Source organism: Paenibacillus sp. J22R67 (genome assembly GCF_059692175.1).
Genome location: NZ_JCAUAX010000001.1, coordinates 623,425 through 638,937, shown reverse-complemented (window position 1 = coordinate 638,937; position 15,513 = coordinate 623,425). Strand labels below are relative to the sequence as shown.

Sequence of the window (15,513 nt, the reverse complement as noted above, 5' to 3'; positions counted from 1 at the left end):
ACCCTTTTTGCGGCCCAGAGATGGGTTTTTTCACTTCATAAAAAGGATTTCCGGTCAATATCCGCGAATACTATGGCGAGGTGAGGGACATGGAGAGAGGCGATGTCACAGTCATTTTGTTGATCCTGATTGTAGGTATAGGCTTTCTTTTTTTTCGATTTCAGAGGTGGTTAGACGGGCCAACGAAAAAACGAATCAGAATTCCAAAACATTCAGAAATTCCTCAGGATGAAGTTGTTGAGCTGCTGGAAGGCGCCGGCTTTGACGTGTTGGCTGGTAAAACCAAAATTCCAATCTCTATGACCTTGAACGATAAAGAGCAGCTGGAAAGCAGGCTATTTATTGACTATTTTGTCCAGAAGGATGAACGCATTTACCTGGTTAAAGTAGCCAAGGAACGCAAACCGCTTGAAATGACAGGCAGCTCTATTCGCGATATGCTGCTGGCTTACAGTCTTATTTACCCGGAGGCTGACGGGGTGCTTTATGTCGATATGGCCATGAATAAAATCAAAAAAATCACATTCCATATAGAGGTGTAGGCATGAAAGGTCAAAGGCATGTAAAAATTAGGGAAATCATTACGAATCACGAAATTGAGACGCAAGATGAGTTAGTGGAGTCCCTGCGGGCAGCTGGTTTTCACGTTACACAGGCGACGGTTTCCCGAGATATTAAGGAGCTTCACCTCATTAAAATCCCGTTAGATGACGGGAGATATAAATATTCCATGCCGGCAGATCAACGTTTTAACCCTATGCAAAGGCTGCGTAGAGCGCTCAGCGACCATTTTGTGAGTATTGATAGTACGGATAATCTTGTTGTCATGAAGTGTCTGCCGGGCACTGCAAACACAATCTGTGCACTAATTGATAATCTGGAGTGGGAAGGTGTCATGGGAACCATTTGCGGTGATGATACGATTCTAGTGATTTGCCGCGGCAAAGAGAAAAGCGTTACTTTTGTAAACGAAGTTATGTCCTTATTATCTTAAAGCCAGGAGGAATACATGCTTACAGAATTATCGATTCGTAATTTGGCGGTTATTGAACATGTGCATATCCGTTTTAAAATGGGGTTTCATGTCCTTACGGGGGAAACAGGCGCAGGGAAATCAATCATCATTGATGCGTTAACGCTTATTGTTGGCGGTAGAGGCTCTTCCGACTTGGTCCGTTATGGAGCAGACAAAGCAGAGATTGAAGCGATGTTTGAGCTCCCGAGCAACCATCCGGTTTGGGCCACGCTGACAGAGCTCGGTATTCAAGCGGATCCCAGCGAGCATCTGCTTATCCGCCGGGAAATTACGGCTACTGGGAAGAGCTCCAGCCGCATTAACGGGCAGCTTGTGAACCTAACGATGCTTCGTCAAACGGGCGAATGGCTCGTTAATATTCATGGACAGCATGAGCATCAATCGCTGCTCAACGATGAAGAGCACATCCATTCACTTGATTTGTTCGGAGATGCGGAAATTGCAGCAGCAAAAAAAATCTATCAATCTACTTATGACGAATATATGAAGTTACATAAAGATTTACGGGAGCTTCAGGAAACGAGTAAACAAGCGCTTCAGATGTTGGATTTATATCGTTTCCAAATCGATGAGATATCAGCCGCGAAGCTGAAGACGGGCGAGGACGAAACGCTGGCCGAAGAGAAGCGCAAGCTGGCAAACGCGGAAAGACTGTACCAAAGTACTTCAGATGCTTATGATTTTCTTTACGCAACGAACCGCGGTTTAGATGCTGCTGGTAAAGCAGTTTCCAAAATTCAAGATATCGTCCAATTGGATCCTGCTAATCTAACGCCATTGCTTGAACAAGCGCAATCTGCCTACTATCAGCTTGAGGATGCCGCCTACCAACTCCGCGATTATCGAGAAGGTATTGAGTTCAACCCTTCACGTTTGGATTTTATTGAACAAAGATTGGATACAATCACGTCTCTTCGCCGAAAATATGGAGAGAATATAAAAGAGATCCTTACCTACTTGGAGAAAATAAAAACGGAAGTCGATACCATCGAAAATAAGGACGAGCATATTCGCAAAATTGAAGAGAAGCTGGCTGCCTTGGAAAAGCAATTGGGTGTCGCTGCGCTTGATCTCTCCAATTTGCGCCGCGGAATTGCTCAGCAGTTGGCCGTTCAGATTGAGCATGAGCTTCGAGATCTGCAGATGGAGCGTACGCAGTTCCGCGTCCAAGTCGAGCAAGTGCTTGACGAGCGTAACGGGATTGAAGTCGAAGGAAAGAAAGTGAAATTTTCCCGTCAGGGGATTGATCATATCGAATTCCTAATGGCGCCCAATCCAGGCGAACCGCTTCGCGGGCTAAGCAAGATCGCTTCAGGCGGGGAATTGTCGCGGATCATGCTCGCCATGAAAACTATTTTTGCGCGTATTGATCAGATTCCTGTACTCGTCTTCGATGAAGTTGATACAGGGGTGAGCGGGCGAGCGGCTCAAGCGATAGCAGAGAAAATGTCTAATTTGTCAGACAGCTGTCAAGTCTTCTCGATTACCCATTTACCGCAGGTCGCCAGCTTCGCTGATGTGCATTTCTATATCCGCAAAGAAGTAGATCAGGACAGGACGTTTACACGGGTGCAAGATATGCCGGATTCTGGACGAATTGAAGAATTGGCGCGGATGCTCGGAGGGGTCGAAGTCACGGAAACGACGCTGCATCACGCAGGGGAAATGCTTACCATGGCAAGAAATAAGAAAGCAAGGGTATGAAAGTATAGATAGTCATCATTTTCAGTTATAAAACAGGGGGAGTGGGGTTAACTTATAGGTACGCATTTGACGACGCAGTTCGTCAGGGCCTAAGGATGTGTGAGGGAGCGTGAAGATATTGCAATCCAGCAAAAGGAAAAGATTGTTCGGACTCCTGCTCGTCTTCTTCGTTTGTATGGTAAGTTTGTCTCCGCCTTTTCAAAGTTTTGCCTCCTTCCCCCAGGAACTCCGCTTATTTAGCGGCCAAGGGAAGCAGCTACAATTAACGATGCCCGTTAGCGCTCAAGTGACTGTCAAAGACACGGACATTGTGAAAGTAAATGGCAATGCTCAGCACTCATTTCAAGTTAATCTGAACGAACCCATTTCACTACAATCCGATCACTCTGGGCAAACAGAAATGAAGCTCAAGCTATTCGGCGCAATTCCCATTAAAACGGTGAAAGTGAATGTCGTGCCTGATTTAAAAGTCATTCCAGGTGGCCAAACCATCGGTGTGAAGATTAAGTCAGCCGGCATTCTGGTGGTAGGTCATCACTTGGTAACTGTTGCCCCAGACCAAAAAGTTTCACCTGGTGAAGAAGCAAAGATTCAAGTTGGTGATCTGATTACCAAAATCAATGGGAAGGATTCGAAGGATGTCAGTAAGGTTGCAGACCTGGTTGCCAAATCTGGCGAAAGCAAAACGCCTCTGGATCTCAAAATCCTTCGCAACAACGAAGAGATCTCAGTTAAACTTCAACCTGTTTATGATGTTGTAGACAAGTCTTATCGTTTAGGGTTATATATTCGCGACTCAGCGGCGGGCGTTGGCACTCTGACCTTCTATGCGCCTGATCAGGGTGTATATGGTGCTCTAGGGCATGTCATTACGGATATGGATACTCAGACGCCAATTATCGTAGGTGACGGGGATATTGTGTACTCAAATGTGACCTCGATATCCAAAAGCCACAACGGTGATCCCGGTGAAAAGCATGCTACTCTTTACAAAGACAGTAAAGTGATTGGCAATATCGAACGAAACACAGCTTTCGGTATCTTCGGCAAAATGTACGCTGCTCCCGACCACAGCTTGGACAAAGAAGCGATTCCTGTTGCTTTCGCTGAAGAAGTGAAGGAAGGTCCAGCACAAATTTATACCGTAGTCGAAGGCCAGAAAGTTGAGAAGTTCGATATCCAAGTTGTTCACGTATCTAAACAGGACACGCCTGGAACAAAAGGTATGGTCATCAAAATCACAGATCCTCGTTTGTTAGATAAAACAGGCGGGATTGTGCAAGGGATGAGCGGCAGCCCAATTATTCAAAATGGGAAACTCATAGGCGCTGTAACGCATGTGTTTGTTAATGATCCTACAAGCGGCTATGGCTGTTTTATCGAGTGGATGCTGCAAGACTCAGGGATTATCCTTAGACCCTCTAACGGAGCGACTTTCAAAGAATCAAAGGCGAGCTAACAGCCTTTGGTTCTTTGTTTTATTTTTACTGGATTCTACAAAGGAATATCCGTTTTACTTTGAATTTGTCGAAAAATGTAGTATGCAGAAGATAAATATATTATTATATAAGAAAGTGAAATAAAAGAAAAGAAAAATAATATTCGACAGAAGGAATTTAAGTTGGGGTGTCGAATACCTTTCTTAAGAGAGAAATAACCAAACCTGCCCAGTAGCTAAAGGAGGATTTTACGTTGCAAAAAATTCAAGTATTACTAGCCGACGATAACCGAGAGTTTACCCATTTATTATCCGAGTTCATTGGTGAGCAAGAGGATATGGAAATTGTAGGGGTCGCGTATAACGGTAATGAAGTCCTTCGCTTTCTCGAACAACAACGTGAATTACCAGACGTACTCATTTTAGATATTATTATGCCTCATTTGGACGGTTTGGGCGTTCTCGAAAAAATGAGGGAAATGAATCTACCTGCACAACCTAAAATTATTATGCTTACAGCTTTCGGTCAGGAGAACATCACGCAAAAAGCTGTACAACATGGAGCTTCTTATTACATACTAAAGCCTTTTGACATGGAAACATTGACGAATCGAATTCGTCAACTGGTTGGCAACAATCAAACAAATGCGACAACCTCTTCCTCTTCATCGTCACGAGCAAATGTCGTGCATATGCCAAAAGGAAAAAATTTGGACGCGAATATCACAAGCATCATACATGAAATCGGCGTTCCAGCGCATATTAAAGGTTATCAATATCTCCGCGAAGCGATTACGATGGTATACAATAACATCGAAATTTTAGGCGCGATCACCAAGACGCTTTACCCAGCTATCGCTGAGAAGTACAAAACAACGCCTAGCCGCGTTGAGCGCGCAATTCGTCACGCGATTGAAGTCGCTTGGACGCGCGGCAACATCGACAGCATTTCCTTTATTTTTGGCTACACGATTAATATCTCGAAATCTAAGCCGACAAACTCGGAATTTATCGCGATGGTGGCAGATAAGCTCAGAATTGAGCATAAGGTTTCTTGAGACAGTTAGAATCTTTATAAATCTTAATAACCACATAAAGGCCCAATGAACCATTTTGGTTTATTGGGTTTTATTGTTTATTACAACGATGTGGAGTGGAGGACTTTAGCAATGAAATATGAACTCGGTAGATGTCTGCTTAGTGAGCGTTTGCAAGATTCGGGAATGTCGATGGAGGACTTAGCACAGGCCTTGCACTATAAGCCGGAGAAACTCTCTGATTTCGTGGAAAACAAACGTATCATGCCACTGAAGTCGGCAATTTCTATTGCTGATACTTTGGGTTGTGAAGTAAATGATCTATATGAATTAATCACCAGCGAGCCCGCTGTGAATTAGATTATTAGTGAAAGTTAGAGGTGGAATGCCAGAAAGACTACCTATCAGGTAGGTAGCCTTTCCGTAATGTTAATTACCAAACAAATGCGCTAGTGATGATTACCAGCAAAATGAAAAGTACCAAGATTGCTGCTGAAGAAGTATACCCACCAGTTCCACAACTCATCCGAATCAACCTCCAACTGAGATTTGGTTTGTGTTTCGAGATAGCTTATGACTATTTTTAAAATAATGCTTGGGCGATAAGACGGATTGTGCTAATGTCCCGAATCGCAAAAAAAGTTGGAACCAAACTTGCAAATTTACGTTATACATCTAAGTCAAAACATACTAATCACCGTAAGGTAAAGCTGGAGGCTGCGAAGAAGTTGTTATTAACATTAGCGATTGTTGTGGGGCTTATTGTTGTCATTGTTCTATTTATGTACGGATATCCGGTATTTGGGCGACAACCTTCCCAAGAGAAAGCACAGAAATTATCACGCTCTCCCCAATATGTGCAAGGAAAATTCCAAAATCCGGTTCCGACGATGATGGAGATGAACTTAAAAACGACGTTGGGCATTTTGCGTGAGTTTACCAAAAGTGCTCCTAATCGTCGACCTGCCACACCCTTAGTCATGGATGTCCCTCTTCTGCAAAAGGATGCCGAAACGAAAGTTACCTGGTTCGGCCATTCAGCGTCCTTGCTGACAATCGATGGTAAGGCGCTTTTGCTGGATCCTATGTTTGGCAGAGCACCTTCGCCTTTTCCTTGGTTCGGAAAAGGGAGATACAGCGGCGGTTTGCCTTTTGAAGTCGCGGAGCTGCCCGTCATTGATGCTGTCGTGTTATCTCATGATCATTACGATCATTTGGATTACGGATCAATTCTGAAAATTAAGCACAAAGTAAATAAGTTTCTGGTCCCGCTTGGGGTCGGAGGCCATCTGGAAAGATGGGGTGTGCCGCCAGAAAAAATCGCGGAATACGACTGGTGGGATGAGTTCACCTATGATGGACTGACATTTGCATGTACACCGGCTACGCATTTTTCAGGAAGAAGCATGACAGACCGCGGTGCTACTCTATGGTGCTCATGGGTGATCAAAGGAGAGCAGGCTAACGTCTTTTTCAGCGGGGACAGCGGGTATTCCGCTCACTTCAAAGCGATTGGCCAAAAGTATGGACCTTTCGATGTAACGTTAATGGAATGTGGTCAATACGACGAACGTTGGGGTGATATTCACATGCTGCCGGAAGAGACCGTACAAGCCCATATGGATGTGAAAGGAAAGCTGCTCATTCCCATTCATTGGGGGGCTTTCACCTTAGCGTTGCATGATTGGTTTGATCCAGTGGAGCGAGCAGTTAGGGCGGCAGCTCAACAACACGTTCGTATCGCGACGCCGAAAATTGGTCAAACCGTTAGCCTACATGCGGAAGAAATACCGACCACTGCCTGGTGGAAGATGCGGAGTTAGTCGCTAGAGATGGTAAGAAACTGGATAGTAGGCTTTCAGCATGGTATGATGGGTAGGATTTAGACAAGTAATCAGGAGAGTAGAATAATCTATGGTTGAGCAAAAAAGTGAAAGAAAATTTCATTTCTTGGGCGTCCTGCTAGGAATTGCGGTTGATAATTTGGGGACATTGGTATCAACTGCATTGATTGGCAGCCTATACTTTGGGAGTAGCCCAGTGAATGAGCAGGCTGTAAGCACATTTTATTCGAATGTCATGCTTTTACTATTGTTTTTAGTAATTGGCCTGTTCTGGTCGTTTCTTGGCGGGTATGTCGCAGCTAGGGTGGCCAAACGTGCGGAATATTTTAATGCTGCATGTATTGGTGTGATAGGGGCGGCTATCGGGTTCGATTCGATGTTAAGCAACAACGGTATCCCATTATGGTATGAGCTAATTGGCTTCTTTGCTATTGTGCCGGTTTCCCTTTTAGGCGGTTATTTGGCTTTAAAGAGGAAAAAGGCGCCATTAAAATGATATGGGTAGTTCAAAAGAGACTCGGTGCTTCACCGGGTCTTTTGGTATTTGGATTTTTCATCAAGAAATACGTTATACTAGTAAGCATTACTTTATCAGTTTGAGAGGAACATGCAACCATGCCTAAATATGCGAATGCAAGTGCGGAAGCTACTGAGTTTTTACGTCAAAAAACAGGAAGCAGTCAGCTTGAATGCTATACATATATTGACCCGGATCGGGCGGAAGACAGCTTCTTCATTGTCAAAACGAGCAACAAAGTCATCCATGTCTCATTTTCGGAAATGACCTATGAAGCGAACAGCTATCAAAGTTTACTAGAAGGGCTTTATCGGGCCATCTATGAATAAACGCCTGACACGGAGAATTGTTATTGCGGGAACGGGCAGTGGTGTAGGCAAAACGACCCTATCCATTGGCATCATGGCCGCCTTGCAAAAAAGGGGGCTATCCGTTCAAGGCTTTAAATGCGGCCCTGACTACATAGATCCGACCTATCATACAGCCGTTACTGGTAGACCGTCCCGTAACCTGGATTCGTGGATGGTAGGCCGTGAAGGTGTTAAGGAACTGTTTGTTCGGGGAAGCAGCGGTTCCGATATTTCGGTTATCGAAGGAGTCATGGGGATGTTTGATGGCAAAGATTCATCAACAGACGAAGGGAGTACGGCTGATATTGGACGTATTCTAGACGCTCCGGTCATTCTTATTGTAAACATTGCGAGTATGGCAAGAAGCGCGGCAGCCATTGTCAAAGGTTTTCAGCAATTTGGGCAAGGCGACAACATTGTCGGAATCATTGCTAATCGTGCCGGGAGTGAAGGCCATTACAATTTGGTGAAGCAAGCAATCGAGCAGGAATGTGGCGTTCCTGTTCTGGGCTACCTGCCGCGTGATGCGAATATTGAGCTCCCGGAAAGGCATCTAGGGCTTGTCCCTTCGATCGAGAGAGGCGAGCTGGGTCCTTTTTTTGACAAGTTGGCTGAACAGGTAGCTGCTTATGTGAATTTGGAGCAGTTGCTTGAAGTGGCGGTGGCCCCGCCTGTAGAAAGTCGCCCGCATCTGTTTACTGGATCCGATGCTATTTCGCCGAAACGTGTCAAAATTGCAGTAGCCAAGGACGCCGCATTTCACTTTTATTATCCTGAAAACCTCGAACTCCTGGAAGCGGGAGGCGCTGAGTGCGTATACTTCTCACCTCTGGCAGGGGAGGAGGTTCCCTCGGAAGCGGATGGCTTATACATCGGAGGAGGGTTTCCAGAAGAGTTTGCTGAGCGCTTAAGTACTGACGAGCAGGTGAAAGCGTCTTTCCGCAAGCGAATTGCGGAGGGCCTCCCAACCTTTGCGGAATGCGGGGGTTTCATGTATTTAACGGAGCAAATTGTAGATACAACAGGAAACGCTTATAACATGGTAGGGATTGTTCCTGGGAAGGTTACCATGCAAAAGAAGTTAGCCGCATTAGGCTACCGTGAAATAACGGGCATGCATGAAGACAACTTCCTACTCTCATCGGAGGAAAAGGCACGAGGACATGAGTTTCACTATTCCACTTTTGAAGCGGCGGAGGAAGCAGTGATACCGGCTGCGTTTCAATCGAGTGGACGTATGGGGATTAAAACAGAAGGGTATGCCAAAGACAACCTAGTAGCCGGCTACACACATGTGCATTTCGCTTCAAATCCGGGTATTGTGACAGATTGGATACGTGCCTGCGAGCAATATAAAGCGAAATAAAGCAAAATGGTTGGTCAGGATATGCTCCTGTCCAACCATTTTTAGCTTCAAGTATTATTTTATGAGTGTTAAAGCTTGATCTGCGATGGAATCTTTATAACGGTCTAGGCAGTTGCAAAGGTAATCTTTGCGGCAGATCGGGCAAGGTTCTTTCATCAATCTATTCAAATCGGTAACTCTGCCGATTCCGGTTTCGGAATCTCTTTCAAAGAATAAACGGCATTTGTTCCGGTCTTTCAATGAAACGACCACTTCGAAAAGACCATTTTTTTTATTATCACTAACGATTGTTGCGTCTACTACTTGCGGATCATAAGCCATAAGTAATTCCTCCTACTAGCATGCCCTTATCTTTATTAGCTTGGGCGCATTAGTATATTATATAAATAAAAAAGTTTTATTTCAATAGGAGGCCCTGGCGCTTGTGATAATCGATTATTGTGAACAGGAAATAGTGGAAGGCAAGGTGCAGCTCCATATCGGTCTGCAATTCGAAGATGAGCCTGATTCCTTATATGTAGCCGAGTTGGCGGTGGATGATCACGGCGTCGTTACGGAGTGGAAGTTGTTTTTTAATGGGTTTGATTGCAAGTATACGTTTCGTCCTGATGAGAAAGAAGCTTTCATCCACTATGCGGCTGAACAAGGCCTTTCGATTACATGAAAAAAGGAATCATCCCCATGTTGATGGTTCAAATTCCTTGATTTGTGCTTATGCAGTTGTTTGGCTTGCAATTCTTTTAGGCTTGGGGTCTTTTTGGATACGGGATTCACGCCGTTCCAGTGTAGACGATGAATGGCGGGATCGAGTTTACCTTCTCGTAAATTGCGCTGCCGCAGCTTCTGTGCTTGCGATTTGGACATAGGACGTTCCTCTTTTCATGGTGGAATGTTTCTTGCACTTCTTCATTGTAAATATCAACGGATCCAGTCGCAATGGAAAGTTTTTATGTAATTAAATTATAGGTGAGTCGAAGAGGGTGAGTGAATTGCGTATCAGCATTCAATTGGCTGTGGCAGGCGATATGGTGAAGCAAGATGTGCTTGAAATAGCTGAACATAAGCTTGGGGAAATGACGGAGGAAGAAATAGAGAGTGCGATTGAAATTAAGATTCGGACTTGGGTGGATCGTATGATCCAGGTGGAATGGGAAGTTATTGAAGAGGAATAATGTAAAAAAATAGCTCCGAGGGCGGCAACCGCCTTTCGGAGCTTTTATATGTGTGACTATGTATGTTTAGTGAACGATATTGCCCACTCCTGTTTTTTGCAAGGCGTGTTCCCAGCTTGGGTAGTAATACAGGGCGTTTTTCATTAGATCAGGATGCAGCTTCTTCACATTTTTCTTGGCTAGTGATTCCCCTGTGCTGTGAAGCTGCACAATATGGCCTAGCACTTCATCTGCACTCATGTTTAGCTCCATGGATTATTTTCTCTCCTTTCCTCAAGAATATAACCTCAATGCTTGCCATTAACTGGGCATAATATACATAGAATTTCATGGCAGAGGACAAAATAGAGGTATCTATAGACGAAAGGAAAGTCGGTGTCTATTTTGAATTGGTCCTCGCTGTCATTGTTTTCTTCTAAGCCGCTGCCGCATTGCAAAGGGAGAATTAGCGTAGGCGCGATCACGAAAGTATTGCTTCGTGACTTACCCCCTGGGCGCATCGTTGTACTCCAGCATCGTGACCTCGATGAAGTAGCTGCTCAAGAACTTATCGACCAGAAAGTAAAGGCAGTCATTAATTGCGAGCTGACAATGAGCGGCAGGTACCCGACTCATGGTCCGCTTATGTTGCTTCAAGAGCAAATTCCGATATGGGAAGCGGATAGCGCTGTATTCGAAGCCTTTAAGACAAACTCAGAAGTTACGGTCTATGAGGATCGAATCCTTTTGGAGGATCAGGAGATTTCTTGCAGCCTTTTTACGCGTGAAAAGTGGCTCAGCATGCAGCAGCAAGCGAATGAACGGACGACGCAGCTAATGGAGCATTTCATTGACAATACGTTAACCTATGCCATGCGAGACATTCATGCCGTTATGGAGCCGCTGCCGGAGATTGTTATCCAAACGAATTTGGAAGATAGACATGTGTTGATTGTTTCTAGAGGGAAAGGGTATAAAAAGGATTTGCTTGCAGCAAAAGCTTATATTGCCGAGGTCAAACCGGTGCTAATCGGGGTAGACGGCGGAGCCGATGCTCTTCTGGAATGTGGCTACATGCCTCATCTAATTGTTGGGGACATGGATAGCGTTACAGACAGGGCGCTTTCCTGCGGTGCTGAGCTCGTTGTTCATGCCTATGCCGATGGAACGGCGCCGGGGCTGTCGCGAGTAGATGCGCTTGGATTGTCTGCCCATGTGCTTCCATGTTTTGGTACAAGCGAGGATATGGCCCTGCTATTAGCCTTTGAGAAAAGGTGTGAGGTGTTAGTCACGGTAGGCGCACGCACGCATATGATTGATTTTCTGGAAAAAGGAAGAGCAGGCATGGGCAGTACGCTCCTGGTAAGAATGAAGGTCGGAGCGCGACTGGTGGATATCAAGAGCATCGGCATCCTATATAAGTCTCGTGGTTGGACGAAAGAAGCTAGTTCAACTTTGTTTCTTTCGCTCTTTTTTATCGCATTGGGTCTATGTCAACTGCATTGGATCGTGAAGCGGGTAGCCCATGTCGTTTGGAAACTCGGAGGTGAAGGATGAAACCATACATATCCATTATCATCCCGGCTTGGAATGAAGAAGGAAGCATTGAGCACACGCTTCGACATCTGCAGGACCAAGCCGATTTGATGTACAATCCAGCAATGAGAGTTGAAATTATTGTGGTGGATGATGGCAGCTGCGATAAGACTTACGAAGCCGCTTGGCCGTGGGCGGACAAGCTGATTAAACATAAACGCCGCTGTGGCAAGGGAGCGGCTATGCAGTCAGGAGTCGCTGAGGCCAGAGGCGATCTATTGCTCTTTCTGGACGCCGACCTGCGGGCTACGGCCGGGCAGGCGCTCGTACTCATCGAGCCGCTGCTGCGGCACGAAGCGGATATGGCAATCGCGAAGCTGCCGCCGCCCCGCACCAAAGCCGGCTTCGGCTTGGTGAAGGGCTTAGCCCGCCGCGGCATCCGCCGGCTCAGCGGCTATGAAACCGAAGCTCCCTTGTCCGGCCAGCGCGCTGTGCGCGCGGATCGGCTGCGGGAGCTTGGGGAACTTCGACGTGGCTTCGGCGTGGAAGTCGCGCTAACCATCGATGCGGCGCGGCGCGGCCTGCGCATCGTTGAGCTGGACGTGCCAATCGCGCATCGGGAGACGGGGCGAGATTGGCACGGGTTCGTGCACCGCGGCAAGCAATTCGCCGCGGTCAGCTTGGCGCTGCTTTCTCGCTGGAAGGAGAGAAAGCGTGTATGGTACTCATCGGATCGATCCTCGATCTGATTGTGATTGCTGCGGCAGGGCGATGGCTGCTGCCGCACGTCCAGAGGTTCCTGGAGGGCCACAGACAAGTCGAGACTAACTATGCTGGACAGGTAATCCCCAGAGGCCTGGGAGCGCTTCTGTGGTTGCTTCTATGGCTGCAGGAGCTAATTTTACGAGTGGTTGAGTGGGGAATTGAACAAATGCAGATAGACTCGCTCACGATGATTGAATATGTTGCTACGAACTCGAACCATCTGGTATTTACTTTTGCTGCTACCCTCATTTTCTTGCTTGGGTGGACGGATGATTTAATCGGCAGCAAAGCTGTGAAAGGTTTGAAAGGTCATTATCGCTACTGGCAAGAAACAAGAACTTTTTCCATGGGCGCTGTCAAGGTGCTCGGAATCGCCACGGCTGCGGGATGGCTGGTGTTGTCAGTCCGCAACGAACAAACCCCTATCTGGTGGATAGGGGGGCAAATGGTTTTGCTTATGTTGATGACGAATGCTTTGAACCTGCTTGATGTTCGTCCGGGGCGCTCGTTGAAGTTTTTTTTCACAGGTGTATTGACGGTTGTGCTTGTAAGCATAATGATAGCGGGTGATAGCATCCCGAAGTTATTTCCTATATGGCCAGTGTGCTTAGGAGGATATTGGGTATATCGCATGGATGTTCGAGGCAGGGGCATGTTGGGGGATGCCGGAGCGAACCTGCTTGGTTTTACGCTTGGATATACCGTCATCATGACCCTTCCATGGCAGCTTCAATGTCTGATTGCTATCATCCTCATCTTGCTGCATAAACAGGCTGAAGTGAGTTCCATTACCGCACTCATCGAGCGGAACCGATTCTTAAATTGGCTAGACCGTCTAGGCCGGACTTGAGAAATTGAGGGTCCGGTTTATTTGCGCCGTTTGGCTTTAAACTTAGGAGCTAAGTAATTGCGTTTGCGGTCACGGAAGAAGGTCCATCCACCAATAAAGGCAACACCCAATAGAAAAAGAATAAAGCCGAGAAAAAATTTTCCCCACAACATGTGGCCGTCCGTGTCGAATTGAGCGAAAAAAGCGTCTTTCATGGAGAGAAATCCATAAGTTGCTGTCAAACCGGGAATAACGAGTAGAAGAATGGCGATAAATCGGTAAAATGGTGCTTTCATAGCTGCTCCTTACATCTAGGTATCATGGTATTTCTATCATCATACTCTGAAACGGTTTGCCTGTCTAATTCACAAATAAGACTATGATTTCCCATCCAAAAAAGGGTAATATAGTAGAGACTAGCGTATACATATGATGGTACTGAGGGCTATAGGAGGAATTATATAATGAGTGAACATAGATATGATGTTGTAGTTCTAGGCGGTGGGATCGGCGGTTACACGGCTGCTATCCGAGCTGCTCAGCTTGGCAAAACGGTCGCTGTTGTTGAAAGAGAGAAACTCGGAGGAACTTGCTTGCACCAAGGCTGTATTCCAAGCAAAGCATTGCTTCGAAGCGCTGAAGTGTATGCAACAATGAAAAAAAGTGAGGAATACGGCATCACGGCAGGCTCCCTTGAACTGAAGTTCGAGAATGTGCTAGCGCGCAAGCAGCGAATCGTTGATCAACTGCACCAAGGGCTGCAATTCCTTATGAAGAAAAATAAAATTACTGTTCATTACGGAAATGGACGTATTATCGGTCCTTCGATTTTCTCTCCGCGCAGCGGTGCTGTATCTGTTGAGAAAGAAGACGGTGATATCGAAACCTTGCTTTCGAGCAATCTAGTTATCGCTACCGGCTCCAAACCGCGCAGCTTACCGGGACTTGAGATTGATGGTACACATATAATGACAAGCGAAGATGCACTGCGGATGGAAGAGCTTCCGAAGTCGATCATCATCATTGGAGGCGGCGTAATTGGTGTTGAGTGGGCTTCCATGCTGCGTGATTTCGGGGTTGAAGTGACTGTGGTTGAGTATGAGAAACGGTTGGTAAGCCTGGAAGATGGCGATATATCCAAGGAACTGGAGCGCTTGTTCAAAAAGCGTGGCATTAACCTAGTGACTGGCGCAAAAGTGCTGTCTGAGTCTGTGAAGATAGCTGAAGGTACGGTCACTCTGCAAGCGGACAAGCAAGGCGAGATGATTGAACTGCAAGCGGAAAAAGTGCTTGTTTCTGTCGGTCGAGCAGCCAATGTAGAAGGCATCGGACTTGAAAATACGGATATCAGAATTGATAAAGGTGTCATTCGTGTAAATCGTTTTATGCAAACAACGGAATCCCACATTTATGCAGTCGGCGATGTGATTGGCGGATTGATGCTGGCACATATGGCTGGACATGAAGGGATTTTAGCTTCCGAACATATTGCAGGGCAAACGCCGCATGAGCTTGAGGCACATCTGGTCCCAAAATGTACGTACACGAGACCTGAAATTGCTAGCGTAGGGTATACGGAACAGCAGGCAATCGATCTTGGTCGTCAAGTAAAAGTGGGCAAATTCAGCTTTAAAGGGATCGGGAAAGCACTTGTTTACGGCGATACGGACGGATTCGTGAAAGTGATCGCTGACAGTGAGACCAATGACATTCTAGGTGTGCACATGATCGGACCGCACGTAACAAATTTGATTTCCGAAGCGGCTTTGGCTCAGGTGCTGAACGCAACGCCTTGGGAAGTCGGACAAACGATTCATCCACATCCTACGTTATCTGAAGCTTTAGGCGAAGCTATGCTTGCTGTGGATGGAATCGCCATTAGCGGATAAAAAATTGTAATCATACGCATTTGCGTTTATAATAAGCTTATAGAGTCAAGT

General features: G+C 46.1%; 21 protein-coding genes. 16 read left to right on the top strand and 5 right to left on the bottom strand.

Annotated features, from left to right (window positions below):
- Positions 1–89: 89 nt before the first annotated feature.
- From AC58VC_RS03155 to AC58VC_RS03130, 6 genes are all read left to right on the top strand, one after another.
- On the top strand, positions 90–542 hold the full coding sequence (locus AC58VC_RS03155) for a hypothetical protein (protein WP_497367379.1): 453 nt from the start codon (positions 90–92) through the stop codon (positions 540–542).
- 2 nt (positions 543–544) lie between these two features.
- A complete protein-coding gene (gene ahrC / locus AC58VC_RS03150; RefSeq protein ID WP_145655440.1) occupies positions 545–994 on the top strand; it encodes a transcriptional regulator AhrC/ArgR in 450 nt (149 codons plus the stop codon).
- 15 nt (positions 995–1,009) lie between these two features.
- On the top strand, positions 1,010–2,740 hold the full coding sequence (gene recN / locus AC58VC_RS03145) for a DNA repair protein RecN (RefSeq protein WP_497367378.1): 1,731 nt from the start codon (positions 1,010–1,012) through the stop codon (positions 2,738–2,740).
- 118 nt (positions 2,741–2,858) lie between these two features.
- On the top strand, positions 2,859–4,199 hold the full coding sequence (gene spoIVB / locus AC58VC_RS03140; RefSeq protein ID WP_186456210.1) for a SpoIVB peptidase: 1,341 nt from the start codon (positions 2,859–2,861) through the stop codon (positions 4,197–4,199).
- Between the two features lie 233 nt (positions 4,200–4,432).
- Positions 4,433–5,236: a sporulation transcription factor Spo0A gene (gene spo0A / locus AC58VC_RS03135; protein WP_497367377.1), complete on the top strand. Its 804-nt coding sequence runs from the start codon at positions 4,433–4,435 to the stop codon at positions 5,234–5,236.
- A 45-nt stretch (positions 5,237–5,281) separates the two neighbouring features.
- Positions 5,282–5,575: a helix-turn-helix domain-containing protein gene (locus tag AC58VC_RS03130; RefSeq protein ID WP_497367376.1), complete on the top strand. Its 294-nt coding sequence runs from the start codon at positions 5,282–5,284 to the stop codon at positions 5,573–5,575.
- A 73-nt stretch (positions 5,576–5,648) separates the two neighbouring features.
- Here the strand turns inward: AC58VC_RS03130 and AC58VC_RS03125 are convergent, their stop codons facing one another.
- The gene (locus AC58VC_RS03125) at positions 5,649–5,741 is read right to left on the bottom strand and encodes a YjcZ family sporulation protein (protein ID WP_167053606.1); all 93 of its coding nucleotides are present in this window, start codon (positions 5,739–5,741) and stop codon (positions 5,649–5,651) included.
- 202 nt (positions 5,742–5,943) lie between these two features.
- Here AC58VC_RS03125 and AC58VC_RS03120 point away from each other — a divergent pair, with 202 nt between their 5' ends.
- The 4 genes from AC58VC_RS03120 to AC58VC_RS03105 all read left to right on the top strand — a co-directional run bounded on the left by AC58VC_RS03120 (position 5,944) and on the right by AC58VC_RS03105 (position 9,292).
- On the top strand, positions 5,944–7,038 hold the full coding sequence (locus AC58VC_RS03120; RefSeq protein WP_497367375.1) for an MBL fold metallo-hydrolase: 1,095 nt from the start codon (positions 5,944–5,946) through the stop codon (positions 7,036–7,038).
- 91 nt (positions 7,039–7,129) lie between these two features.
- The gene (locus AC58VC_RS03115; RefSeq protein ID WP_497367374.1) at positions 7,130–7,555 is read left to right on the top strand and encodes a hypothetical protein; all 426 of its coding nucleotides are present in this window, start codon (positions 7,130–7,132) and stop codon (positions 7,553–7,555) included.
- Between the two features lie 119 nt (positions 7,556–7,674).
- Positions 7,675–7,905: a hypothetical protein gene (locus AC58VC_RS03110; RefSeq protein WP_497367373.1), complete on the top strand. Its 231-nt coding sequence runs from the start codon at positions 7,675–7,677 to the stop codon at positions 7,903–7,905.
- Positions 7,898–9,292, top strand: a complete 1,395-nt coding sequence (locus tag AC58VC_RS03105) for a cobyrinic acid a,c-diamide synthase CobB (protein WP_497367372.1) — start codon at positions 7,898–7,900, stop codon at positions 9,290–9,292. Before AC58VC_RS03110 ends, AC58VC_RS03105 begins: the two co-directional genes overlap by 8 nt.
- A gap of 54 nt (positions 9,293–9,346) precedes the next feature.
- Here AC58VC_RS03105 and AC58VC_RS03100 read toward each other — a convergent pair whose 3' ends face one another.
- Positions 9,347–9,613 (bottom strand): hypothetical protein, encoded by a 267-nt coding sequence (locus tag AC58VC_RS03100; RefSeq protein ID WP_145655423.1) that lies wholly within the window; start codon positions 9,611–9,613, stop codon positions 9,347–9,349.
- Positions 9,614–9,716: 103 nt separating this feature from the next.
- On the opposite strand from AC58VC_RS03100, the gene AC58VC_RS03095 reads away from it, so the two are divergent.
- Positions 9,717–9,956: a hypothetical protein gene (locus tag AC58VC_RS03095; RefSeq protein ID WP_497367371.1), complete on the top strand. Its 240-nt coding sequence runs from the start codon at positions 9,717–9,719 to the stop codon at positions 9,954–9,956.
- On the opposite strand, the gene brfA is transcribed toward AC58VC_RS03095, so the two are convergent.
- Positions 9,923–10,156: a ribosome rescue factor BrfA gene (brfA, locus tag AC58VC_RS03090; RefSeq protein ID WP_497367370.1), complete on the bottom strand. Its 234-nt coding sequence runs from the start codon at positions 10,154–10,156 to the stop codon at positions 9,923–9,925. The genes AC58VC_RS03095 and brfA overlap by 34 nt on opposite strands.
- A 116-nt stretch (positions 10,157–10,272) precedes the next feature.
- On the opposite strand from brfA, the gene AC58VC_RS03085 reads away from it, so the two are divergent.
- Complete coding sequence (locus AC58VC_RS03085) at positions 10,273–10,464, top strand: hypothetical protein (RefSeq protein WP_235960102.1); 192 nt, start codon at positions 10,273–10,275, stop codon at positions 10,462–10,464.
- A 66-nt stretch (positions 10,465–10,530) separates the two neighbouring features.
- Here AC58VC_RS03085 and AC58VC_RS03080 read toward each other — a convergent pair whose 3' ends face one another.
- Positions 10,531–10,716 (bottom strand): hypothetical protein, encoded by a 186-nt coding sequence (locus tag AC58VC_RS03080; protein ID WP_161408422.1) that lies wholly within the window; start codon positions 10,714–10,716, stop codon positions 10,531–10,533.
- Positions 10,717–10,839: 123 nt separating this feature from the next.
- On the opposite strand from AC58VC_RS03080, the gene steA reads away from it, so the two are divergent.
- The 3 genes from steA to AC58VC_RS03065 are packed head-to-tail and all read left to right on the top strand — an operon-like array spanning position 10,840 to position 13,594.
- Positions 10,840–12,000 carry a putative cytokinetic ring protein SteA gene (gene steA / locus AC58VC_RS03075; RefSeq protein WP_497367369.1) on the top strand — a complete coding sequence of 387 codons (1,161 nt, stop codon included), beginning with the start codon at positions 10,840–10,842 and terminating at the stop codon, positions 11,998–12,000.
- Positions 11,997–12,728 (top strand): glycosyltransferase family 2 protein, encoded by a 732-nt coding sequence (locus AC58VC_RS03070; protein ID WP_497367368.1) that lies wholly within the window; start codon positions 11,997–11,999, stop codon positions 12,726–12,728. The genes steA and AC58VC_RS03070 overlap by 4 nt, the downstream gene beginning before the upstream one ends.
- The gene (locus tag AC58VC_RS03065; protein ID WP_497367367.1) at positions 12,614–13,594 is read left to right on the top strand and encodes an MraY family glycosyltransferase; all 981 of its coding nucleotides are present in this window, start codon (positions 12,614–12,616) and stop codon (positions 13,592–13,594) included. Before AC58VC_RS03070 ends, AC58VC_RS03065 begins: the two co-directional genes overlap by 115 nt.
- A 17-nt stretch (positions 13,595–13,611) precedes the next feature.
- On the opposite strand, the gene AC58VC_RS03060 is transcribed toward AC58VC_RS03065, so the two are convergent.
- Entirely contained in the window at positions 13,612–13,869 is a 258-nt protein-coding gene (locus AC58VC_RS03060; protein WP_497367366.1) for a DUF2627 domain-containing protein, read from the bottom strand.
- A gap of 168 nt (positions 13,870–14,037) precedes the next feature.
- Here AC58VC_RS03060 and lpdA point away from each other — a divergent pair, with 168 nt between their 5' ends.
- Complete coding sequence (lpdA, locus tag AC58VC_RS03055) at positions 14,038–15,462, top strand: dihydrolipoyl dehydrogenase (protein WP_497367365.1); 1,425 nt, start codon at positions 14,038–14,040, stop codon at positions 15,460–15,462.
- Positions 15,463–15,513 lie beyond the last annotated feature (51 nt).